This window comes from Paenibacillus sp. GD4 (genome assembly GCF_030846225.1).
In the GTDB taxonomy this organism is placed as follows: Bacteria; Bacillota; Bacilli; order Paenibacillales; family NBRC-103111; genus Paenibacillus_G; species Paenibacillus_G silviterrae.
The window spans coordinates 3,386,815-3,409,881 of record NZ_JAVCYK010000001.1 but is presented as its reverse complement, the minus strand read 5'-3'; the positions used below and the strand labels follow the sequence as shown (position 1 = coordinate 3,409,881).

Below are 23,067 nucleotides of genomic sequence, written 5' to 3'. Positions count from 1 at the left end.
CGTTCGAGCCGCTTCATGGCCCGAACGGTTCTTTTGTCTGCTCACTGAGAAATCGCCTCCGCACCTCGTCATACACCAGCTTCAACGGAACACCATACTGCTTGGCTACCTGCTCGCACTCCTTGAACTCCGGCGCAAACTGCACCAGCTTCCCCCGGTGGTAGCCGGCCTTCACACTGACAGGCCCCCACTGCGTGTCCACCCGGTGGAAATCCCTTCCCAAACGATGGCACGAAGCCCGCAAATACCGCAAACCGATTGTGGTGGTCTCGCGAAAAATAATTTCCTCCATCCGTTCCAGCTCCGCCTCCGCTACCAGAACATTGAGCATTACGCCGGGACGCCCTTTTTTCATAATAATCGGAATCCAGAACACATCGTTGGCCCCCTGTTCAAAAAGAAGCTCTCCGATATAGGAGCAAAGCTCCGGATTCATGTCATCGATATTCGCCTGAATCATCAGCATGTGATCGTCAATATGCTCTTCCCTGTGCTGAAAGCTCACAAGCCATCCCTCCCTGCAGCCGCGCCTTGATTTCGTTCGATTATACCAAAAAGGCGGCGGGATAAAAAGGCAGCGCCCAGCGCAACCTATGATTACTATTTCGGCTAACGCAGATGTTTTCCAAAGGAGGAAACTATAGTGAAAGGACGCCGCGCTCAAGCGCTAACAGCTGCCCTGATCATCGCTATTGCGTCTGGAACGTCGGAAATTCAGGCAAGGGCAGAGCAGCCCGCTCCCTCTGTAGAGGTCAGTGCCAATGCCACCGCACCGAAAGCCGTCAAGAATGACGGCGGCATGAAAACGATATTTACCGAGCGAAAGGATATGTTCGAGAAGGTGAGTGCCTTGACCGGCCTCCCTTGGTATTATTTAGCCGCTGTAGACCAGTACGAACGAACCATCAACATGACCAAGAAGCGAGCGGCCGCTCCGGACGGACTTATTGCCATCCGCTTCACCGAGCTGCAATGGGTCGGTATGATGAACCCTGACTACAACGATCAGAATGAAAAGAGCATCGCCATGTTCGGCGGAATCGGTCTTGACGGTTCCGGGGATCATCTGGCTGACCGGAACAACGATCTGGACCGGCTGTACTCGATGGCGATGTTCCTGCTCAAACGCGGCAGCGTAGAGGATGATCTGCGAATCGGGCTGTGGGAGTACTACCAGAATACGAGAAGCGTGGAACGAATCCAGCAGTTTGCTAAAATTTACGCCAAGTTCGAAACCTTGGACCTGCACGAGCACTGCTTCGTCATGCCCCTTGGCGCCGACTATTCCTATCGCAGCACATGGGGAGCGAGCCGCGGCTGGGGCGGCTACCGGATCCATGAGGGCACCGACTTGTTCGCCGGCCATGGCGTTCCGGTACGCAGCGCTGCTTACGGCGTGGTGGAGATCAAAGGCTGGAACCCCTATGGGGGCTGGCGCATCGGAATTCGTGACCTAAACAATGTGTATCACTACTACGCTCATCTCTCCGGCTTTCAAAAGGGGCTTAAGGAAGGTGATATCGTAGCCCCGGGTCAGGTGGTCGGCTGGGTCGGCAGCACCGGCTACGGCAAGCCAGGTACCTCCGGCAAATTCCCTCCGCATCTGCATTACGGATTGTACAGAGATAACGGTCTCACCGACTGGTCCTTCGACCCGTACCCGCATCTTCGCAAGTGGGAGCGCGAAGAGCGGATGCGCAAGAAAAAGCGCTGAAACGAAATAACCCGAAGCCCCTCTGTGAAGGGACTCCGGGTTATTTGGCTTCCTTGCCCGCAGGAGCCGGCATACTCAGATTCGGCAGCGATATGCCCGGCGGCAGCGGATTCGACTGGCCGACCGGATTGCCCTTGCCGTCGAAATAATAAGTCGGGACATCCCCTACCACAAGCGAGTACGAAATCGGCAGCTCGGTTTGTACCACCTCCGGAACGGTATCGAACGGAATGATGATCGTCAGCTCCACGGTAATCCGAATATAAACCTCCACGAGGATCATATTGATGCCGGCATTCTGATACCGTGTATTCAGCTCTACCTTCGCGGCGCCGGCAGGCGTCAGCTTAATCGGAATGTCCGGCCCGAAGGAAGCGAGGATCGGACTGCTCATCGCTTGCCCTAGCGGGATGTGCTCCGGTACCGATTCCAGCGCTTTCAGCTTTTGCTCTACAGTCCGAACCGTTTCCGAAGTAATCTTCATATGCTCACCGTAATTCAGCGAGAAACCGGTGACCTTCCCATTCTTATCCGACCGCCAGTCGATCAGCTTTTCGAAATTGGTCGTCTCCGACACCCGTTCGCTGATCGCGCTATTGATGGCCTCCGTCGCCATTTGCTTAATGCGTACCTTCGCCAAGCTCATCAGCGGCTCCTTCAGATGTGTATCCACATATACGTAGCCCTGAATGAGGAACAGCAGCAGGATTACGAGAATGATAAGCAGGTTTCGTTTCAGTCTGGCTTTGCCGGTGGGACGGCTTCTCCATCTTCGCCTGATCATCGACTCCCCCCTCGTCCGCAAGCAGCGGTCCTGATCCATACAAGCATATGCAGCTTGCTTCTAGAAAAGAAGGGCAGGCTCTTCTGCATGGGGACGGCGGTACCGCGATTTAGGGAGACGGATTCGGCGGGTATTCATCGTTCCAGACCGGCACATGAAATACAAAGACTAAATCCGGCAGACCAAAAAATATTCCAGCCATGATCATAAGTAATATTTCCTTTGTTATACCATGCATACTCAAGAGCCGCATAACCAACGACCCACAGTAGATAATAAAATAACTTTTTATGAGTACGGGAAAAAAAGTGAAGATAAAGGATGGTCATGGAAGAAGCACAAACGTATTAAGCAAATCCGTAGTCTTATGGTTCAATAGCATATCCGGATGAAAGGACCATATTAAATAGTCTCGGCACAGGTAATTGTAGAGCAGATTACACAGAGAAACGTACAGGGCGGTTTTGTAGTATTTTTCCCAGAATTTCAAGGAACCTGAGGTAACTGCTATAAGCAGCAATGCAGCATTGGTTAACACAATCATAGCCGTTACCCCCGTCCACAGAGAATAACGGTAGTTTTGGATGCAAATGGTTTTTTTATACTCCACTGTTAAGGAAAGGGAGGGTTAGAGTGTCTGATGTCAAAGGCACTGCTTTCGTGACCAGTAATTTACAAATGCTCTGGTGAAAGCACCGGTAACGATATAAAAAACAAAGGAATAGCAGTAGGTCCATCCAAAATAAGAAACCGCTCCGGCCCAAACGGAAAACGGCTCACCGATAAAAGCGAATATAGCAGCCTGCAGAACTAAAGCAAGAGAGAAGGATTTCCAGGTTGTGAAGTACTGATAAATCAACATTTGTGCTACCGGAATGATAGAAAAATCAAAAGGAAACGCAATTAATGAATAAGGCACGAGCTTAACAGGGTATGTCCAAATGCCGATTTCCGCGCCAAGGTCGTCCAAAAAGGAGGAGAGGATTAACACCATTAGACCAAAAAACCAAATGGAAAGAGCCCTCTTGCGGTCAATGAGCCTGATAAGAATACACCACGGGATCACAAAGACCCCCAGCATAAACCACCAGGTCCAAGTAAATATACCGTCATTCAACCATCTTTGGAGCTCCTCATATGCCATATTTTGCTGCATTTCATGTAATTGCTCATTCATTGGTTACACCACACTAAGGGAAGGTTAATTATGGTTCTAGTGTTTCCATAACTCGTTAAGTTAAACGATACGAACCTTTTACCCCATAAATGATATACCCCTTTAAGCACGCAAAAAAAGCTCAGCCTTCTCCTGCATACTGCACGAGATGCCAAGCCTTGCGTTTATATTAAAGGGACGGTATATTTCGCCGATTCGATCCAGCTGCGGTCGGAAAACTCCCGGCCCCTCACGACAACCTCATTCGCATACACCTGAACGTACATGCCTTGCGCCACATCGGGGTTGTTTGAGCTGCGCGTTTTGCCGACAGAGGCGTTATTGAACCAATGGAACGTATTCTGCGTGTTGTAATGGCTCTCCGTGGCAAAATTGCGGTGCGTGTGCCCCGACAGCACGAATACATTGCGGTACGGCTTCAGAATGGCGCGGAATTCCTTCGCCCGGATCATCTGATGCGTTCTGCCGTCCGTATCCGGAGCGGGCAGCGGCTGATGGATGAAGACAAACGCCGGTCGGCCGTCCTCGTGCGCCTTCATGACCTCTTCGAACCATTTGAGCTGCTCATCCGAGTACCAGGCGCCCTCGCCAACCTCAGGCTTCTCCTCGGCATACGCTTCCTGCGACAGTAGAATCAGATGGACGTCACCCACCCAAACATCCTTGTAAGGCTTATCCTTGTATCCGAAAAATTTCATAAAACGCTCGCGCGCCATGGCATCGGTTTTCCCGTTGGGCTTCGTCTCGGTGGACCATTCACCCTTCTTGTTAATCCAGATGTCGTAATAATCGTGATTGCCCATATTGCCGTAAATCGGCGGAAGCTTGTAGCCGTCCAAAATTTTACGCAGCAGCTTGTAGTCGGTTTCCCTGGCCATATCCGTCACATCGCCGCCAAAGATGATCGTATCCACGGGAGATTCGAATTTGGTGATATCCTTCAGTGCCGAATGCAGCTTATCCGTCATGGTAGAAATGCCGTCGGATATGTGCACGTCACTCAGCAGAAAAAAGGAAAGCAAAAGCCGATTATCCTTCTCGGCTGGCTGTGGTACCGATGCCGCTGCGGGGCCGGCTGGCTGTGTCTGCGTCTCAGCTGCCATCGGACCGCCGGATTCCTTCCCTTTCAGTGCCTGCATCAGAAGTGCGCCGCCGCCGGTAAGCGCTGCCGCAACGCCCAGCAGCCTCTTAATAAATTGTCGCCTGGAGAGCATGGGTACTTTCCCCCACTTTCGAATAGTTACTAACTATTATCGCATAGAATTGTGAATTAATTGTAAACATCGGTTGAAAGTTTCCTGACAATTACCGAACGTTTGCCCATGGCATGCCGGAGCACACCGACATACCCTGTAGTTATAGGCCTTTGAAGGAGGGTTATTGTCATGCTGAGATTAATGTGCAAAGGAAAAATACACCGTGCTGTCGTGACGGAGGCCGATCTGGACTACGTGGGGAGTATCACAATCGATCCTTTGCTGATGAAGGAAGCCGGCATCCTGCCTTACGAAATGGTGCAGGTCACCAGCCTGCGCAATGCCACCCGCTGGAAAACCTACGCCATACCAGGTCCTGCCCAGTCAGGCAAAATCGGCCTCAACGGTCCCCCGGCCCACCTGTTCTCTCCAGGGGATCTGGTCATTATTCTAAGTCTCGCCCTGATGACTCCCGAGGAAATTGAAGCACTGAAGCCGCGTGTTGTTTTCGTCGACGAAAAAAATCAGGTGGTTCGAGTTGAAGAGCACGACCTGATTATCAAGGAGCAAGAGGAGAAGCGCAAATGACGAAAGAAATCAGTACCTCCAAATGGACCAAATACAGGCTGCTTAATCGGTCTTCGGCGCTGTCGCGCCACCTGCCCAAAACGATGTGGCTGCGCGAGTCGTCCTTGTACAGCTTCCTCGACCGGTACGGAGAGGTAATCGTGAAGCCAACCGGCAAATGGGGCGGCAGCGGTGTCATGCGTGTGCGGAAGGTTGAAGGCCGGCAATATGAGCTCCAACAGGACACCAAGGTGCAGACATTCTCCAGCAAAGAATCGCTATATGCGTATCTCCGCAGCAAGATAACGAAAAACTACATCGTCCAGCAGCGCATCTCGCTGGCCACTGTACAGCATCGCCCCTTCGATCTTCGCGTCATGGTCCAGCGCAAACGCGGCAGCAGCACCTGGAAGCTGACCGGAAAGCTCGCTAAGGTAGCCGGCCACGGATACATTATAACCAACGTCGCGCGCAGCGGCGGAAAAATCGTAACCGTGGAGCATGCACTCCAGAAAGCAGGGATCACGGACCGACGCCTGCAGGACATCCTAAGCGATATCGATCGCGTAGCCATGCTTTCGGCAAAGCAGCTGTATCCGAGGTATCGCTGGGTTCGGGCGATGGGTGTTGATATAGGAGTCGATAAGAGCGGCCACGTCTGGATTATTGAGGTCAACTACAAGCCGACACTTTCCCTGTTCAAGCGACTGAAGGACCGGACGATGTACCGAACAATTCTCGCTTATAGTAAATGATACGAAGATGAGCCTGATTGGTAACGCAGCAGGTCAACTAACAATCACTTCTCGGATGAGGAGTGATTTTTTCTATGAATCTCTCTTTTCTACCGTTTACCCTTGAATAGATTCGTCAACACTATTCCTAGAATCTTACACGGAGAGGTTGATAGATTCGCCTATGAACACACAAATGAACCAACAAAGCGAAATGGAAAAGCAGCAATTCGTCTACATGTCGGGAACGCAGCTTACGGAACAGGTACGCCAGGCTTATCAGCCGGTTTGGCTCGTGCTTATGTTTATTGTGTTGATCAGCGGAATGAGTCTATGGGGACTGGCCTTGAACGGAAGTTAGGGAATACGGGACATTCGAACAATCCTCTGCGGCTGTTGTCTCATACAATAGACCATCAAAGCTAAGGAGATGATGAGAATGGCTTATCAGCACCAATGTCCAACGGCCAGCCCAATCTATACCGCACCTACACAGGTATACAACAACATGTATTACCCTCAGGTCGTACCGGTCGTTCATCCTGTAGAAATTATTAATCAGCATCACTGTGTGCCTGTACCCCAGCATTACGTCACCTACACCGTGAAGGATGAGGTATGCACAACCAGCAGCCGGAAGCCGCGTAAAAAAAGAAAATAAGCTTGCCATCCGGCCCGCCGAAATCGTAAAAGCTATTCCGCAGGTGCGGAATAGCTTTTCGGGCCACCTTACATATCCTGATGTCGTTTCCCGATTAACCACTGGATTCGGCTCTTGAGGCTCATTCGGGTTTGATCGCTTGTTAGGCGCGGAACCTGCTGCAGATCCAGGTAGCAATGCGCCTCCTCGAGGCTGTCGTCTTCATGATGGTTTAGATCGGGATCATAGTTGACGTAATGGGAATGCTCCTCTACTTCCTCGGTATGCTTATCGAAAATATCCGTCATTCTCGTACCTCCGAAAATACACTACACATCACAGCTTTTCCAATCCGTTTTGCCTCCGGTGTCGGGACATGCTTGGAACAGCTCGCCCTTCTTGTATTGCATCTTGCGTCCGGTCACCGTTTCAAACACGCCGTTCTTAGGAGCCTCTTCACCGGTTTTGTAAGATTTCATCTGCTCATTCCTCCTCTTCAGGGTTGTTCCTCTACATCTAGGGCAGCTTTAAATGCGGAGTCCCCAGGCACGTTGGTGATCTCTTCCTTCTCATGAATCTGCTGCTCCAGCCGTTTGGAATGGCGAAGCATCCTCGGGGCCGCCGTCTGCTCAGGCTTAACGCTCTCTTTAGGGGTAAGACTATACGCTTCCAGCCCTTCCTTGCGCTCGTTCATACGGCCTTTATGCTCCTCCACTGGAGCTTGGCGCGTGCGACCCGCTCTCCCGGCTGCCGCCGACTCCACCGCCTCCGTCACCGTTCCCCGGTGTGCTTTGAGGCTGCGTCCCTTGCCCCTGCCCTTGGCCGCCTTGCTGCTGCATCTGGGATTGCCCCTGCCCGCCTTGGCCCGTCTGATTGCCGCCTTTGTTTCCTCCGCATGCTGTCAGGCTCATCCCGACAACCAATGCTATCATAACAACCGCCATACGCTTCATCTCATATGCCCCTTTGCACATTATGGAAATGCCAAACAGACATAACGTTCCCTTCCGAACCGTGAAATATCCTTTAAGTGCCCATCGCGGCGGCCGATTCGAACGTAACGAAAAAAGCCCAGCCATCTGCGCCGCGGCGCAACATGACTAGGCTTGAATCCTTTCGGCTTATTGCTTGTTGAAAATGTCTGTCAGAACAGGCACGATCTGCGACTTACGGGAAACGACGCCCTTCAACACAGCCTTGTTGTTCTCCAGCTTTACATTGTAAGCCTGCTCTACGTTGCCGGCTGCGCGGCCGAGCGCAATCCCGATGGAGTCATTGTTCAGGATATCGGTAACTACGAACAGGAACAGATCCAGGTTCTTCTCGGCGATGATGCCGTTCAGCGCGTCTTCCAGCTCGGCTTGACGGGACAGCACATCGTTGACATCAACCGCGTTGACTTGGGCGATCTCCACCTTCGCGCTGCCCATGGAGAATTCCTTGGAATCGAGGGAAATCAGCTGAGGAATCGTCTTGTCGCTCAGGTCGGCACCAGCCTTCAGCATGGACAAGCCGTACACTTCAAGCTCCACGCCGGCAATCGCTGCAAGCTCGCGGGCTGCGGCCACGTCCTGCTCCGTGCAGGTTGGCGATTTCAGCAGCAGCGTATCGGAGATAATCGCAGACAGCATCAGACCGGCGATTTCCTTGGTCACCGCTACGCCGTTTTCCTTGTACAGCTTGTTCAGGATGGTAGTCGTGCAGCCCACCGGTTCCGCACGGTAGTAGAGCGGACCGCTTGTTTCGAAGTTGGCGATACGGTGGTGGTCGATAACCTCACGCACAGTGACCTGGTCGATATCGTTAGCGCTTTGCTGACGCTCGTTATGGTCAACGAGGATGACATCCTTCACTTCGTTCGCAACCGTCTCCACTTGACGAGGAGCGCTTACCTTGAAGTAATCCAGAACAAATTGCGTTTCGCTGCTGACGGAACCGAGCCGAACCGCCTCCACCTCGAAGCCCAGTTTGGTTTTCAAATCAGCATATACGAGTGCAGAGCAGATGGAATCCGTATCGGGATTTTTGTGTCCGAAAATCAATGCTTTAGCCATGATCTTACTCCTTTATGATGAGATTGGATGTTAAACATTACCTCTTAGAAATGCCTAAGTTAGATTATATCGCTATACTCGCTGAAATCCAATTCCTTTACTTATCTTAATTACAATATATTCATGACAAAATAAAATCCGCCCTCACCCTAGGGGGTGATGAGCGGATTTTACTTGTGCCGTTACTGCTTCAGCTCCGCGAGCAGGCGCTTCACCGTTCCGGTAGGCGTTGCGATCGCTTCGTACACGCGAACCCGCAGAGGGAAGTTGTACTGCTCTGTCTTGAGGTTCGTGAAGCTGATCGTCTGCAAGCCGCTGATGAGCTTGTTCGTTCCCTGCAGCGTTTGAACGGAGCTGCCGAGCGTACGCCCGTTACGGTCAATGATCTCGAATTCCAAGGTCGAGAAGGCCGAATCGGTAATCACCTGTTCTTCCTTCTGAATATCAAGGCTTAGTCCGAGCTTGTAACTGAAGTTCCCGCCGCTGTACAGAGCCGAGATGTCATAGCTCTCCACTCTGATCTTGTACGGATACATGGCCAGCGTCGGCGAAATGTCGTACGGAAGCTCTTCTCCGAGCTTATTCACTTGAACCGCATAGTCCGAAATCGAAACCTTGTATTTTGAAGTGGTCGACTGATCCAGGATCGACAGCTTATACGGGCCTTCGGACGCAGGCGGCAGCAGGTAAGAATAGCTGTATACATACGCCGAGTTCGGAATCAGCTGCTGCAGCTCCGTCGTCTGGCGCGTTCCCGGATAAGAAGTGCCGAAGGCATCCGTCAGCTCCGTTGCGAAGGTCGGAAGCGTCATGGTCTGACCGCTTTTGTTCAGAAACTTAAACTTGGCAACTACGGTTTGATAGCCGTTCTCGGCATTCGTATGGCCGCTGAGCTCGACGACGGATACCTCCAGCTTCGGATCGATCAGCTTGCTGGTCGTATCGAAAACAAGCGGCTTGCCCAGCTCGTAAGAGGTCAGCTGCTCCAGTCCTGAGTCGACGGAGATCAGTCCTCCCTCCAGGCTTACCGTAGCAACCGGTACGGTCGATGCAGCGGAAGAACCGGAAGAGGCTTGGCTCGCATTCGAGTTCGCAGATGTATTCGTTGTGCCCGTAGTAGAGCTTGTATTCGACGCAGCCGACGACGCGGAAACCTCTTCCCCGATGAGGAACTGAAGGGTAGTTTCGTCAACGCCCTCCGGGATTTCTGCTGCGAACTTGTACGTTGCGTCCGCGCCGGTAGCTACATACGATTCCGGCTTCAAGACGGCATCGGTCTTCCATGTAAGCTCGCTGGAGACGGATACCAGGCTTCCCGCAAGGCTCGGAGCCTTCAAGGTTTTGCCGCTGTTATTATGCAGCACGGCGGTAATCAGCGCTTGGCGCTTCCCACCCTGCTGCAGTGCCTCCGCCTTGGCAACGGCCACGGCAACTCCCTGTTGTCCGGAGAGCTCGTAAGCTACTTCTTCTCCGGTTTTAGCCAGCGTAAATAACGCGGACAGCGACATTTTGCCTAGCGGCTTCGTAGACGAGACATCCTTGGACAGCTCAAGTGAAAGACCTTCGAGCGAAGGCTTACGGTCCATGGAAGCCGTAAGCAGCACATGCGACGTTTGTCCGGCGCTTAGCGCAGCCCCTCCGTTCAGTAACTTGGCCGTCATCGGATGCGCGTAGCCGTTTGCGTCGCGCAGGTAATATTTTAACGCAGCAGGTAAGGTTACGGTATCCGTTCCCTGAGGTGTGACGATAAGATCAAGCGTAATCAGCCAATTCCCGTCCTCCTGCGGATTAGCGAAGCCCTTCATGGCGCGGAACGACAGGATTTCACTGTTCGATGCGGCCGCATCCAGCTCGGAGAGGGCCAGCAGCACCTCCTGATGGCTTTGGCGGAAATTTTCCAGCTTGGCCACAGTAAGCGAGCCCAAATCTTGGATGCCGCCTCCGTTTCGTTCGAAAATGGTGACGAACATTTGGTCAGGTGTCACACCGGCCGGCAAGGTCGAGGTGAAGTAGTAGGAAGCCGCCGAATACGCGGCAACGATCCCCTCTCCTTTTTGCAAGAGACCGGCATAATAGCTGCCCCCGGCAGCGGTAGTCACCTTCACCCCGAACCGGTTATAGTCGACCGGGGTCCAGCCGTCATTATTCAGCTTCACTTGAAACCGAAGCGTCTGGTTATCGCTGCCTTGCGAGAGCGCCGCTTCCTCCAGCGTAAAATACACGGAGCTATCGATGAAAACTCCCTCCTTGCCGGCATGGGAAATCCCCGGAGCCAGCAGTGCAAGAGCCAAACAGACCGTGAGCAGTACCGCCATCCACTTCGTAAGCCGGCGGCTGTTTTTATGTAGCAGCATTCCATTGTCCTCCTTCATCTTGTTAGTCGGTGCGAAGTGCGTCGATCGGGCGCAGCTTGGATGCCTTGTTCGCGGGATACAGTCCGAAAATGACCCCTACGGCCACGGAGAAGGCAAAAGCGTACAGGCTGATATCCATCGAGATGACCGTCAGCTGCTTCGGGTTGAGATACGGCCAGAGGAGCGACAGCCCGATGCCGAGACCAAGGCCGAGGATGCCGCCGAGACCGCTGATAACGACCGCTTCGACCAGAAACTGCATCAGAATGTCGCGGCGCTTCGCTCCGATGGATTTGCGGATGCCGATCTCCCGGGTCCGCTCGCTGACCGTCACCAGCATGATGTTCATGATTCCGATCCCGCCGACCAGCAGCGAGATGCAGGCCACGCTGACGAGCTGCCCCGTCAGGGTGCTGGTCGCCTCCGTCCTAGCCGACAGAAGCTGATCCTGGTTCAGCAGGCGGAAGTTGTTCGAGCTTTTGAACGTATAGGTTAAATATTGCGTCATGGTCGTCTGGGCATTGTAAATATCGTCCTTGGAAGCAGCCTCGATATAGGTCGTGCGGATCGTCCCCAGATTCAGCTGCCGCATGGCCGTAGGCAGCGGTACGATGACATTGTCGTCTACCGACGTTCCTCCGATGTTCGAGCCTTTGGGCTTCAGCGTGCCGACGACGGTAAACTGCAGCCCGTTAATATTGATCTGTTTGCCCAGCGGATCGGCGGTATTGAACAGCGTCTTCGCCACATTGCTGCCGAGCACGGCTACATTCGTCCGAAAATCCAAATCGGATTCGGTAACGAACCGTCCTGTAGCGACATCCCCTTTCACAATCGAAAGGTAGCGGTCGTTGGTGCCGAGCAGGGAGAAGGTCTCCTGCGTGCGGTCATACTTCACATTGATGTTGTTGCCGGATACCGTCGGCGCAATCGCGCTGAACTCCGGAAATGCCTCAAACTTCATCAGCTCGTCGTAATTCAGCTGTGTCGCCCGGCCGTTCCCGTTGACCGTCACGACCAGCAGGTTCGAGCCCATGCTTTCGTACTGCTTCTCGATTTGCGCCGTCGTTCCCCGGCCGATCGAGACCAGCGTCACCACGGAGCCGACCCCGATGATGACCCCTAGCATCGTCAGCAAAGTGCGCATCCAGTTGCCGCCGACGGTCTTCATCGCCATGAGAACGAGCTCTTTGATATTCATGCGCCCACCTCCGCTTCCGCCTTCAAGGCAGGCGCTTCCCCGCTGCTCCGATCCCCGACGATCAGCCCGTCGCGGATCGTTATGACCCGCTTAGCATGCTCGGCGATGTGCAGATCGTGCGTGATCAGGACAATCGTATTGCCCTCCTCGTGCAGCTTCAGGATAAGCTCCAGCACCTCTTGCCCGGTTTTGGAGTCCAAGGCGCCGGTCGGCTCGTCGGCAAGCAGCAGGGACGGCCCTACGGCGAGCGCGCGGGCTATCGCCACCCGCTGCTGCTGCCCCCCGGACAGCTCGCTCGGGCGGTGGTTCGCTCTTGCATCCATCCCGAGCATCCCGAGCATATGCATCGCCTTCTCCCGGCGCACCTTCTTCGAGAGGCCGGAGTAAATCATCGGCAGCTCGACGTTCTCAAGCGCCGTCAATCTCGGCAGCAAATTGAACTGCTGGAAGATGAAGCCGATCTTCTGATTGCGCAGCTCGGCGAGCTGATTGTCCTTCAGCTTCTCGGTAGCTACCCCGTCCAGACGGTAGGAGCCCGAGGTCGGCACGTCGAGCAGGCCGATCGTATTCATCAGCGTCGATTTGCCCGAGCCGCTGGGACCGACGATCGCCACGAATTCCCCCTGCTTGACCGTCAAAGAAACATCCTTCAGGATCGGAAGCTCTTCGCCTCCGCGCTTGTAGGTCTTGCGGATCTGTTGAAGCTCTATCATGTTCATCGCCCGTCACCTTCCCTCTTCACGGCCGTCATTAGCGGTTGCCTCCCGCATTGCCCCCGCCGCCGCCGCCAGCAGGGAAGCCTCCCGGCGCACCTCCGGCCGGGGCTCCGCCGCCGCCTTGGTTCCGCGCACCCTGCTGGAACTGCTGGCGCATCGCATCGATCTCCTGCTGCGAGAGGTTCGTCCGGTTCCGGGTGTTCGAGCGGCTTACTACGACGTCGCCTTCCTTCAGTCCTTCGGTGATCTCCACCATCGTGCTGTTGTTGGAACCGATTTTTACCTCGTGGTTCGCGTCCACCGTACCGTCCGCTTTTTTGAGCGAAACGAACCGTTTGCCCTGACGCTGGCTCACCGCTTCCACCGGCAGCAGCAGCACATCCCGCTTATCCTCTATAATGATGTCCGCCGTTGCAGTCATGCCATATTTGAGCTCGGAGGCGTTCTTCAAGCTAAGCACCACGGTGTAGAACGAAACGCCATTGGTCACAGTCCCTACCGTAGATACCTGCGTGACTTCAGCCGGGAAGGTTTTGCCGCTGACCGCGTCCACCCGGACCTCCGCCTTCTGGCCCACCTTGATCTTCGGCAGGTCCAGCTCGTCGACCTTGATCGGCAGCTGCAGCGTGTCCAAATTGGCCACGGCCCCCAGCTGCACGTTGCTCCCTATGGTCGTTCCTACCGGATAGGAGGTAAGTACGTTTTTCTTCTGATCGGCAAAATCCGTCGAGAACACGCCATCGAACGGTGCCAGAACCTTCAGCTTCTCCAGCTGATCCTCCAGGCTCTTGATATTGTTCAGCGACTGGTCCACTTGAAGCTGCTTGTTCGTGATGTCTTTGTCCAGCGTATCGCTCTGGATGACACCGATCAGCTCTCCTGCACGCACATCCCGGTTCTCCTTGATTTCCAAACGGCTGATCGTTCCGGATACACCGGCCATTACCGAAGTGGTCGTCTGATACTGAAGCGCCGCCTGCGCAGCGGATTCAATCTTTACGCCGCCGACATTCGCCTCGCCTTTCACATTTAACCCTGCATCCAAAGAGCCGTCGTTCACTACCGTGATCTTCACGTCAAGAAGCCGGTTGCCCTTTGCGTCCCCCTTGACCGAATTGGCGACGGATTCGACCGTTCCCGTCTTGGTCAGCAGGAAGCCGTCTACCGTCAGCTCCACCAGATCCCCGGCGTGTAGCTGTGAGGCTTGCTCCTGCAGGAACGGCAGCGTCACCGTTAAGTGCTTGGCATCTGCAATCGTCGCTACCTTGGTCGTCTTATTGACAGAAGCACCCTCATTGATATTCGCGGACAAAATCAGCTTGCCGCTGGTCGGCGCCGCCATTCTAAGCGAAGCCGCTTGCGTCTTCAGATCGTTCAAGTCCGCCTGCTGCTGGCTAAGCGTCAGCTTCGCTGTCTCCAGACGCTCCTCCAGCGAGCTATCCGTAAGCTCGAGGAGCAGGTCCCCTTTTTTCACCGTCTGGTTGCGTGAAAGATTGATGACCTTGATCATTCCTTCTTTGGGAGGAACGATCATTTGCAGATCCTGCGCTTCAAGCTGCGCCGTCCCGGAAATGACCGACCTTAGGTTTCCCTTGCGCACCGGCGTTGTCGATTCCTGTACTGCGGACTGCTGCTGCTTCGGCGCTCCCCCATACTGGATATACGCGTAAGTGCCTCCCCCGCACAGAACCACAGCCACGGCGGCGAGTATCGCTGCTTTTTTCTTATTCAACTTGCCCGTACCTCCTTCAGCTTCCGTGATCTCTATGTATCGCTCTGCTTCTGTACCCTGCCTAGACCCATTATGAAGGACAATACTGAGGCAAAATTGAAGGGAAGCTGAAAATTTGCTGAATGTTCTTAAACTTCATCGGTTTTCCGCTATTTTCAGCTTTCTTTCAGCTTTTGCTCAGAGTGGGTTCAGCATGGCGGCGGATAATGAGGAAATAGTGTACAATGGACACAAAAAGAGAGGGGCCGGTCCTTATGAATAAATTGAAAGGCGTCAAAATCCTGCTCGTCGACGACGAGCCCAACATACTGCAATTTCTCGAGCTCGGCCTGCTGAATGAAGGCTTCGAAGTGGCGACCGCCCCTGACGGCTTTACCGCCATTACCACGGCCCAGCAATTCCAGCCGCACATCGCCATTCTCGACGTCATGATGCCGGGCATGGACGGCTTCGAGGTGTGCCGCATGCTGAAAAAAACGGAGAACATTGCCGTGATCATGCTCACGGCCAAGGACGAGGTCGAGGACCGGGTCAAAGGGCTTACGCTTGGCGCAGACGATTACATGATGAAGCCGTTCAGCTTCGAGGAGCTGCTTGCCCGCATTCATGCGCGGATCCGAAACCAATTTCCGAATCTTCTGGGAGAGGTATCCTACGGTCCTTTTCGCATCGATGACCGCCGCAAGGAAATCTGCTTGGACAACCGCGTGCTGGAGCTGTCCCCGACGGAGTACGAGCTGCTGAAGTTTCTTGTCATTAACCATGGCATCGTGATGAGCAAAAGCATGATCTTGGACAAGGTATGGGGCTACGATTTCGGGGGCGAGGAAAATATCGTCGAGGTGTACATCCGCTCCTTGAGGGAGAAGCTGCAGGACAAGGAGCATAAGCTCATTCGCACGCTGCGCGGAGCCGGGTACCGGGTGGACTTGCCATGAGCCGCGGGGGATGGTTTGCCCCCGGTTCGCTCAGGTATCAGATCCTGTCCAGGTCGCTGCTGATTCTGGCTGTCATTCTCTTGCTGATCGGCGTCTTTCAATACGTAGTGATGCAGAATTTTCTGTATCGCAACCGCGCGGAGACGATCCAAAGCCAAACCCGCACGATTCCCTGGGAGGCGTGGGCGCGAAATGGGACCATGCCTCGAAGAGAAGGACCCGGGGGACCTCCGGTGCTTTCCGATTCCACCATCGCTTTTATTAACCTGGATGGCGAAATGACTGTGCTTCAGGGGGACGTGGAGAACCGGCCGGCGCCGGTGCTGGCGAAAGAGGAATACCTGAAGGAGCTGCAGATGAACGAGCATCGCAAGCAAGGCGGCTACCGGATCGGCAAGGACGAGCAGGGCACGGAGGTCATGATTGTACTCCACCCTGTCGAATCGCGGGGACGCGGTGTGCAAGGGCTCATCCAGGTCAGTACCGCAACCGGTCCTATTAAGAACGTGCTGCTTCGCCAGCTGCTGACCTTCATTGCCTTATCTGCGCTCGCGCTGATCATAGGCTTGCTTACGTTCCTTCCGGTACTGCGCCGCGTGCTTGTTCCTTTATCCCGATTTATCGATACCGTGGAACGCATGGGAGCCAGCCATTTGAAGGATCGTCTTCCGGTCAATCAAGGTCAGGTCGAAATCGATCGGTTGTCCAAAGCCTTCAACGGCATGCTCGAGAGGCTGGAGCATTCGTTCGAGGCGGAGAAGGAGGCCAAGGAGCATATGCGCCGCTTCGTCGCCGATGCCTCCCACGAGCTGAGGACGCCGCTGACGTCGATTCACGGCTTCCTTGAGGTGCTGCTGCGCGGTGCCGTGAACCATCCGGAGCAGCTGAACCGGGCGCTGAAGAGCATGTATGGCGAGTCGGAGCGCATCAACAAGCTCGTGCAGGACCTGCTTCAGCTGGCAAAGCTGGACCAGACGCCGCAATTTGAGATGACGGACGGCACTCTCGACACGGTTGTGCGCGAGATGGAGGCACAGCTGCATCTCCTGGGGGGAGAGCGGAAGATCGTTCTGCAGCTGGAGTCAGGGGTAAAGGCCCGCTTCGATAAGGACCGGATCAAGCAGGTGCTGCTCAACCTGTTCCATAACGCAGTGCAGCATACCAGCCCGGAGTCGGGCTCCATCGAAATTTCCGTGAGGGATCACGAGAATCTAGTGGAGCTGTCCGTGCAGGACAATGGGCCGGGTATTGCGGAGGAGCATTTGCCGCATCTGTTCGACCGGTTCTACCGGATCGACACTTCCCGTGCCCGCCGGTCCGGCGGAGCCGGCTTGGGGCTCGCGATTACGAAGTCCATTGCCGAGCTTCACGGCGGGGAAATACAAGTCGAAAGCATCCCGGGAACAGGTACCGCGTTTCGTCTGTTGCTTCCCAAAACCGGTCTTGCCGCGGCCCACTCGGCTCAGAACCCTCCGCTCTGATAAGGGCGGCCGGGTTCTTTTTTTTCATCTAGTATCATGGCTCCAAATCCGGTATGATGGTAGGAAAGTCTTGGTTCTGGGGTGCTGCGCGTTACATGAAATTGGAACGATTAATATCAATGATTTATATGCTTCTCAATAACGAGGTCATCTCTGCGTCAGCCTTAGCCGATAAGTATCAAGTCTCGCAACGGACGATCTATCGGGATATCGACGCGATCAGCGCAGCGGGAATTCCTGTCGTCTCTTACCAGGGCGTGCATGGCGGGTACGGGATTATGGAGTCGTACAAAATGGATCGCAGCCTGCTCGGCTCCCACGATGTCGAGTCGTTAATCACGCTGCTGAACGGCTTGTCCACCGTTTTCTCCGATGAACAGGCCTCCGAGACGGTCCGGAAGCTGCGCACGATTCAAAAGGAGGGCTCCTCCCCCAGCTTAACGCTGGATATCGGAAGCCGCCGCGGCCCGAACGAATCTCTACGGCTGCTTCGAGCCGCCATCAAGGCGCGGAAGGTCGTACGGTTCGAATATGTCAGCGCCAAAAATGAACGGCTGACCCGCATCGTCGAGCCGGTCTGTCTGATGTATAAAAATCAAGTCTGGTATTTGCACGCGTTTTGCCGGGGGCGCAGCGATTACCGGGAGTTCAAGCTCACCCGGATGTCGGAGCTTGCCATGCTCCCGGAGCAATATCATAAAGTGCATCCTGTTCCGGCGGAGCGGCAAACCGGCTATCGCCGCTTCGAGAGTGCGAATCCGGTCACGCTAGTGCTGCATTTTTCCCCGCAGGCTCTTGCAAGGTCGCTCGACTTCTTCCATGAAGCGGAACGATGCTTCCAGGAGGACGGCTCTCTGCTGATTAAGCTCCGGCTCAGCGCTCCTGCGGAAATGAACTGGCTGCTCCCGCTTATTCTGAGCTTCGGCGACGATGTGGAGATCGTGGAGCCTATCGAATTTAGAGAGCAAATCAGGAGCAAGCTCGAGAGCATGCTCCTTCGGTACCGTTAATGGGTTGCCGCAGCGTGAGCGGCATGAGCTTCGAGCTCCGCTTGGGGATCATGCTTCTCCTTGCCCATCCAGCCCGCCGCCAAAACAGCGAGAAGAGCGGGGACGAGACCCCATGCGAATATACCGGCGATGGATTGGGATAGCCCCGATGTGATGATCTCCAGCGCTTTTTCGGGCACTAATGCACGGGTCGAGGCGCCCATCAGCACATACGGATCTTGAAAGTCGATCCCTGCCGGGATCGGCGTTCCTTTTGCCGCGAAGGTTTCGCTTATGGTTTGTGCCATAGAGCGGCTCTGCACAAGACCGTAAATCGTAATGCCGATCGTCATCCCGAGCGACCGCAGGAAGTTGAGCGTTGCGTTAGCCGTGCCTCTTTCACTTGGGGGCAGTGAATGAATCGCCGCATTCGACAGAATGGAGAAGGAAGCTCCCACGCCGAGCCCGACCAAAATCATATACAGCGTGATGACCAGTCGTGAGGTTTCCACTGTAATTGTAGTAAGCAGAGAAAGTCCCGCCAGGAGGAGGGTCAGCGTCGAAATGAGAATGGACCGGTACGACATCCGGTTCATGAGCAATCCTCCCCCTGTGGCCGTAACGACCGTACCCAGCATCATCGGCAGCAGCACGAGCCCCGAGCTTGTGGCTGTCCCGCCGAGCACTCCTTGGATATAGATCGGGATGTAAACCGAGGCGACGATGAACGCGGCTCCGCTGAACATCGCTACCAGATTGCTGGTCGCATATAATCGGACTCTAAACATGCTAAAGCGGATGATCGGCTCCGCCGCACGCAGCTCAGCCATCACGAAAATACCCGCGAGCACGATAAAGCTTAGGACTAGGCCAATGATGGTAGGAGAGCTCCATGCGTACATCTTGCCGCCAAGCTCCAGAACGAACATCAGGCAGGTTACGGCTCCGAGCAGCGTAACGGCCCCAAGCCAATCGACCCGCTGCTTCGCGTATTCCTTAGATTCCTTATAGAAGCCGATAATCAAGCCAAGCGCAATAAGCCCCAGCGGCAAATTGATATAAAATATCCACTGCCACGCCACATAATCCGTCAAATAAGCTCCAAGCAGCGGTCCGAAAATACTGGACATGCCGAAGACTGCCCCGAACAAGCCCATCAGCTTCCCTCTGTTTTCCGGAGAAACGGCGTCGAACATAATCGTAAAGCAAATGGGAATTAACGCTCCGCCTCCGATTCCTTGGATGGCACGGTACAGGCTTAACTCCACAATCGAGGACGCCGTACCGCACAGAATAGAGCCTAGCATGAAGACTACCATGCCGAAAAGAAAGAACCGCTTGCGACCGTACATATCCGATAGCTTGCCGAAGATCGGCATGCCCGCCATCTCGGCTATCATGTAAGCCGATGTGACCCAGACGAACTTGTCGAGTCCTCCCAGCTGTCCGACAATGCTGCCCATGGCTGTGGCCACAATCGTGTTGTCCATCGAGGACATAAGGATGGACAGCAGAAGCCCCGCAACAATCCAACCTGCTTTGTTTTGTTTCAAAGTCATATTTGTTCACTGCTTCCTTTCACTTGAATTACCTTGAGTATAAGCAGTGAACCCTGTCATCCCTATGTCAGTGTTTGAAAAAAATTCCCGACGCGCAGCCGATTCGGTTTATGGCATTTTTGCCACTGCCGGTGCTAACGCATGCGGGTGGGGCCTTTGTAATCGCATATGTGCGATTATTGCCTCACATTCCCGCTCCGCACAGCCCATCCGGCGTGGTTTATCGCATTTTTGCCATTACCGGTGCAATCGTACGCAGGTGGGGCCTTTGTAATCGCATATGTGCGATTATTGCCTCACTTTCCCGCTCCACACGGCCCATCCGGCGCGGTTTATGGCATTTTTGCCACTACCGGTGCAAGCGCACGCGGGTGGGGCCTTTGTAATCGCATATGTGCGATTATTGCCTCACATTCCCGCTCCGCACGGCCCATCCGCTCCACACGGCCCATCCGGCGCGGTTTATCGCATTTTTGCCACTGCCGGTGCTAGCGAACGCGGGTGGGGCCTTTGTTATCGCATATGTGCGATTATTGCCTCACATTCCCGCTCCGCACGGCTCATCCGGCGTGGTTTATCGCATTTTTGCCACTGCTGGCGTGAGTACCAGCGGGTGAGGCCTTTGTAATCGCATATGTGCGATTATTGCCTCACATTCCCGCTCCGCACGGCCCATCCGGCGCGGTTTATGGCATTTTTGCCATTACCGATGCAAGTACCAGCGGGTGGGGCCTTTGTAATCGCATATGTGCGATTATTGCCTCACATTCCCGCTCCACACGGCCCATCCGGCGCGGTTTATCGCATTTTTGCCACTGCCGGTGCAAATACACGCGAGTGGGGCCTTTGTAATCGCGTATGTGCGATTATTGCCTCACATTCCCGCTCCGCACGGCCCATCCGGCGAAATTAATCGCATTTCTGCCACTGTCGGCGCAAGTTCCAGCATTTGCCTGGTCCCCGCTACGTCCCTGACACACAAAAAACCTCTTAAGCTACAAGAGCTTAAGAGGTTATGTATCCTTACTGTGCAGGGGCTGTATCAGGAGCAGGTGCTGTTTTTGCCGTACGCTTGCTATCCACGAACTCATTGATGCGTTGCTCCGCCTTTTCCTTCAGCTTGCCAACTAACGTATCACGGCTGATGCCTTTCTCCTGAGCAATCTCAGCCGGAGATTTGCCTGCGGCTAGTCCTTCACGGATTTCCTGCTGGGTCAAACCCGTAACTTCGCTTAGGTCTTGGGAATGCCCAATCGGGCCGCCTCCGTGACCCTTCCCGCCGTGACCCTTCCCGCCAGGTCCTCTGCCGCCGTCACCCGCCGGCTTCGTCGAATCAACGGATTGCGTGATGCGTGTCGTCAGGTCCGTCTTCATCTTATTCGCTTGCTCGGCCATCAGCTTGCCTGCGGCTACGGCATCATCGATGTTCTTCGTTTCCGCTTCGACCATCTTCTGAATCAACGCTTCCTTGCTGAGTCCCGCTTTTTCCTGAGCTACCTGAGCGATCGTCTTGCCGCTCTGCAGTTCTTCCTTCAATACCTGCTGATCGATTCCGAGCAAAGTCGCCAGATCCGTGTGCTTCACGCTGCGGAAGCCTACCATTCCTGCACCTTTGCCGAAGCGGCCGCCCTTCATAGCCCCGTCTGTGCCTTGCTGAGCGGACGCTGCGGATGCAGCGGGTGTCGCTGCGTTTGCGAATACCTCTGTTGTCTGAAGCGCCCCTGTAAGTACGCCCCCTAGCACCAAGCTGCCTGCGATCCCTGCGATAATCTTTTTATTCAATGCTTTCATCGAAATTCCACCTTTCGTTTCGGTTGTTGAATTTATTTCCTTACAAGACCAAGTATAGACGTGCTAGCTGAATTCCCTCTGAGCCCAGGCTGAACATTTGCTGAAAAGTAGAATCATTTCCCAGTTCTCAGGCAACCCTATGAGAAACACATCCCAAAAAGGAGGCCCCCTCATGACTGAGAAGCCACTGCAGGAAAAGAATAAACAGGAGCCCTCGCAGGAAGCCCCTGTTTCCGGTGTTTCAATGGAAGCCCAAGCCAGGACGGTAGAGCAGCTGCTCACTCAACCTATCCCGGAAGCGCATTATGAGGATATGAACAATAACTGACCGGTTGTCCGGCGAGCAAACGTAAAAAAGCACCCCTCGCTAAAGCCGATCCATCCGGCTAAACCAAGGGGTACTTCATTCCGTTGCTAAAATATGCTCCACGTCAAAGCGTCGGACAGCTTCTCAAGCAGCTTCACTCCGGCGATGCTATTGCCTTTCCGGTTCAGCGCCGGGCCGACCAGCCCGATCCCGTACCGGCCGGGGACGATGGTCAGGATGCCGCCGGACACACCGCTCTTTGCCGGCAGTCCGACCTCGATGGCAAATTCGCCCGAGGCATTGTACATACCGCAGGTGATCATAAATGTTTTGGCGATTTGCACATAACGTCTCGGGATCAGCTCCCGCCCGGTTTGCGGCTCCACGCCATCATGCGCGAGTACTAGCGCCATTCGGGCAAGATCGGCGCACGTTACCTCAATCGCACAATGCCGAAAGTAGACGTCCAGCACCTCTTCCACATCATCCGTGATAATTCCGTTATCCTTCAGGAAAAACGCCAAGGAACGGTTCCGATGGCCCGTCGCCGATTCGGAGCGGTAGACCTCCTGGTTCATTCCCAAGGAAGGATTGCCCGCCAGCTCACGGAAAAAATGCAGCACCCGGTCGGTCTTATCCTGGACCGAGCTGCCCGGCAGCAGCGATGAAACCGTAATCGCTCCGGCGTTGATCAAAGGATTGAAAGGAATGCCCGGCTCGACGAGCTCCAGCTTCAGCATAGAATTAAAGTCATCCCCTGACGGCTCCTTCCCCACCTTGGCAAAAACCGCATCTTCGCCCCGGTCCATCAAGGCCAGAATCAGCGTAAATACCTTCGAGATACTCTGCATCGTAAACCTGAGGCCGGTATCTCCCGCGGCGATTTGCTGTCCGTCAGCGGTAACAATATAAATTCCTAATGCGTCCTTCGGCGCTTTCGACAGCTCCGGAATATAGGCAGCCACCTTTCCTTGCTCTGTATGTTTACGGCTTTCCTCCACCCATTCCGGCAATTTTGCTTGTATCAACTCTAATTCTTCAGCAGGCGTCATACTCCATCCCTCCGTTTTCCTTATCCTACCCTATTTGCCCGGCCTTCCTCAAGAAGGTTTTCTTACACCTGCCCCGAATGA

Annotated in this window: 25 protein-coding genes; 9 read left to right on the top strand and 16 right to left on the bottom strand. The window is 54.4% G+C overall.

The window, feature by feature from the left end:
* Positions 1-13: 13 nt before the first annotated feature.
* On the bottom strand, positions 14-505 hold the full coding sequence (gene larC2 / locus RAC89_RS16510) for a nickel pincer cofactor biosynthesis protein LarC2 (RefSeq protein ID WP_284644472.1): 492 nt from the start codon (positions 503-505) through the stop codon (positions 14-16).
* A 138-nt stretch (positions 506-643) separates the two neighbouring features.
* On the opposite strand from larC2, the gene RAC89_RS16505 reads away from it, so the two are divergent.
* Complete coding sequence (locus RAC89_RS16505) at positions 644-1,714, top strand: M23 family metallopeptidase (RefSeq protein WP_373429948.1); 1,071 nt, start codon at positions 644-646, stop codon at positions 1,712-1,714.
* A 40-nt stretch (positions 1,715-1,754) separates the two neighbouring features.
* Here RAC89_RS16505 and yunB read toward each other — a convergent pair whose 3' ends face one another.
* The 3 genes from yunB to RAC89_RS16490 form a co-directional block, all read right to left on the bottom strand.
* Complete coding sequence (gene yunB / locus RAC89_RS16500; protein WP_306614772.1) at positions 1,755-2,498, bottom strand: sporulation protein YunB; 744 nt, start codon at positions 2,496-2,498, stop codon at positions 1,755-1,757.
* A 643-nt stretch (positions 2,499-3,141) separates the two neighbouring features.
* Positions 3,142-3,675, bottom strand: a complete 534-nt coding sequence (locus tag RAC89_RS16495) for a CBO0543 family protein (protein ID WP_306614770.1) — start codon at positions 3,673-3,675, stop codon at positions 3,142-3,144.
* Positions 3,676-3,839: 164 nt separating this feature from the next.
* The gene (locus RAC89_RS16490) at positions 3,840-4,889 is read right to left on the bottom strand and encodes a metallophosphoesterase family protein (RefSeq protein WP_306614768.1); all 1,050 of its coding nucleotides are present in this window, start codon (positions 4,887-4,889) and stop codon (positions 3,840-3,842) included.
* A 171-nt stretch (positions 4,890-5,060) separates the two neighbouring features.
* Here RAC89_RS16490 and panD point away from each other — a divergent pair, with 171 nt between their 5' ends.
* The 4 genes from panD (at position 5,061) to RAC89_RS16470 (ending at position 6,833) form a co-directional block, all read left to right on the top strand.
* The gene (gene panD / locus RAC89_RS16485) at positions 5,061-5,459 is read left to right on the top strand and encodes an aspartate 1-decarboxylase (protein ID WP_306614766.1); all 399 of its coding nucleotides are present in this window, start codon (positions 5,061-5,063) and stop codon (positions 5,457-5,459) included.
* A complete protein-coding gene (locus tag RAC89_RS16480; RefSeq protein WP_306614764.1) occupies positions 5,456-6,193 on the top strand; it encodes a YheC/YheD family protein in 738 nt (245 codons plus the stop codon). Before panD ends, RAC89_RS16480 begins: the two co-directional genes overlap by 4 nt.
* 175 nt (positions 6,194-6,368) lie before the next feature.
* Positions 6,369-6,533, top strand: coding sequence for a hypothetical protein (locus tag RAC89_RS16475; RefSeq protein ID WP_306614762.1), 165 nt, complete (start codon positions 6,369-6,371; stop codon positions 6,531-6,533).
* Between the two features lie 78 nt (positions 6,534-6,611).
* Positions 6,612-6,833 (top strand): hypothetical protein, encoded by a 222-nt coding sequence (locus RAC89_RS16470; RefSeq protein WP_284644456.1) that lies wholly within the window; start codon positions 6,612-6,614, stop codon positions 6,831-6,833.
* A 68-nt stretch (positions 6,834-6,901) separates the two neighbouring features.
* On the opposite strand, the gene RAC89_RS16465 is transcribed toward RAC89_RS16470, so the two are convergent.
* From RAC89_RS16465 to RAC89_RS16425, 9 genes are all read right to left on the bottom strand, one after another.
* A complete protein-coding gene (locus tag RAC89_RS16465) occupies positions 6,902-7,120 on the bottom strand; it encodes a hypothetical protein (RefSeq protein WP_306614760.1) in 219 nt (72 codons plus the stop codon).
* Positions 7,121-7,141: 21 nt separating this feature from the next.
* A complete protein-coding gene (locus tag RAC89_RS16460) occupies positions 7,142-7,291 on the bottom strand; it encodes a hypothetical protein (RefSeq protein WP_284644452.1) in 150 nt (49 codons plus the stop codon).
* Between the two features lie 17 nt (positions 7,292-7,308).
* The gene (locus tag RAC89_RS16455; RefSeq protein ID WP_306614757.1) at positions 7,309-7,506 is read right to left on the bottom strand and encodes a hypothetical protein; all 198 of its coding nucleotides are present in this window, start codon (positions 7,504-7,506) and stop codon (positions 7,309-7,311) included.
* 7 nt (positions 7,507-7,513) lie between these two features.
* Positions 7,514-7,765: a hypothetical protein gene (locus RAC89_RS16450; RefSeq protein WP_306614755.1), complete on the bottom strand. Its 252-nt coding sequence runs from the start codon at positions 7,763-7,765 to the stop codon at positions 7,514-7,516.
* A 168-nt stretch (positions 7,766-7,933) separates the two neighbouring features.
* The gene (locus RAC89_RS16445; RefSeq protein WP_306614753.1) at positions 7,934-8,866 is read right to left on the bottom strand and encodes a manganese-dependent inorganic pyrophosphatase; all 933 of its coding nucleotides are present in this window, start codon (positions 8,864-8,866) and stop codon (positions 7,934-7,936) included.
* Between the two features lie 182 nt (positions 8,867-9,048).
* A complete protein-coding gene (locus RAC89_RS16440; RefSeq protein WP_306614751.1) occupies positions 9,049-11,220 on the bottom strand; it encodes a hypothetical protein in 2,172 nt (723 codons plus the stop codon).
* Between the two features lie 22 nt (positions 11,221-11,242).
* On the bottom strand, positions 11,243-12,421 hold the full coding sequence (locus RAC89_RS16435) for an ABC transporter permease (protein ID WP_306614749.1): 1,179 nt from the start codon (positions 12,419-12,421) through the stop codon (positions 11,243-11,245).
* On the bottom strand, positions 12,418-13,140 hold the full coding sequence (locus RAC89_RS16430; RefSeq protein WP_306614747.1) for an ABC transporter ATP-binding protein: 723 nt from the start codon (positions 13,138-13,140) through the stop codon (positions 12,418-12,420). The genes RAC89_RS16435 and RAC89_RS16430 overlap by 4 nt, the downstream gene beginning before the upstream one ends.
* 31 nt (positions 13,141-13,171) lie before the next feature.
* Entirely contained in the window at positions 13,172-14,869 is a 1,698-nt protein-coding gene (locus RAC89_RS16425) for an efflux RND transporter periplasmic adaptor subunit (protein WP_306614745.1), read from the bottom strand.
* 254 nt (positions 14,870-15,123) lie between these two features.
* Here RAC89_RS16425 and RAC89_RS16420 point away from each other — a divergent pair, with 254 nt between their 5' ends.
* The 3 genes from RAC89_RS16420 to RAC89_RS16410 all read left to right on the top strand — a co-directional run bounded on the left by RAC89_RS16420 (position 15,124) and on the right by RAC89_RS16410 (position 18,298).
* A complete protein-coding gene (locus tag RAC89_RS16420; protein ID WP_284644438.1) occupies positions 15,124-15,807 on the top strand; it encodes a response regulator transcription factor in 684 nt (227 codons plus the stop codon).
* The gene (locus RAC89_RS16415; protein WP_306614742.1) at positions 15,804-17,288 is read left to right on the top strand and encodes a sensor histidine kinase; all 1,485 of its coding nucleotides are present in this window, start codon (positions 15,804-15,806) and stop codon (positions 17,286-17,288) included. Before RAC89_RS16420 ends, RAC89_RS16415 begins: the two co-directional genes overlap by 4 nt.
* Before the next feature lie 95 nt (positions 17,289-17,383).
* Positions 17,384-18,298, top strand: a complete 915-nt coding sequence (locus RAC89_RS16410; RefSeq protein WP_306614740.1) for a helix-turn-helix transcriptional regulator — start codon at positions 17,384-17,386, stop codon at positions 18,296-18,298.
* On the opposite strand, the gene RAC89_RS16405 is transcribed toward RAC89_RS16410, so the two are convergent.
* Together RAC89_RS16405 and RAC89_RS16400 are read right to left on the bottom strand one after the other, a co-directional pair.
* Positions 18,295-19,836 (bottom strand): MDR family MFS transporter, encoded by a 1,542-nt coding sequence (locus RAC89_RS16405; protein ID WP_306614738.1) that lies wholly within the window; start codon positions 19,834-19,836, stop codon positions 18,295-18,297. The genes RAC89_RS16410 and RAC89_RS16405 overlap by 4 nt on opposite strands.
* 1,023 nt (positions 19,837-20,859) lie before the next feature.
* On the bottom strand, positions 20,860-21,627 hold the full coding sequence (locus tag RAC89_RS16400; RefSeq protein WP_306614736.1) for a helix-turn-helix transcriptional regulator: 768 nt from the start codon (positions 21,625-21,627) through the stop codon (positions 20,860-20,862).
* Positions 21,628-21,799: 172 nt separating this feature from the next.
* On the opposite strand from RAC89_RS16400, the gene RAC89_RS16395 reads away from it, so the two are divergent.
* Positions 21,800-21,955, top strand: coding sequence for a hypothetical protein (locus tag RAC89_RS16395; protein WP_306614734.1), 156 nt, complete (start codon positions 21,800-21,802; stop codon positions 21,953-21,955).
* An 86-nt stretch (positions 21,956-22,041) separates the two neighbouring features.
* Here RAC89_RS16395 and glsA read toward each other — a convergent pair whose 3' ends face one another.
* Entirely contained in the window at positions 22,042-22,986 is a 945-nt protein-coding gene (glsA, locus tag RAC89_RS16390; protein ID WP_306614732.1) for a glutaminase A, read from the bottom strand.
* Between the last annotated feature and the right edge of the window lie 81 nt (positions 22,987-23,067).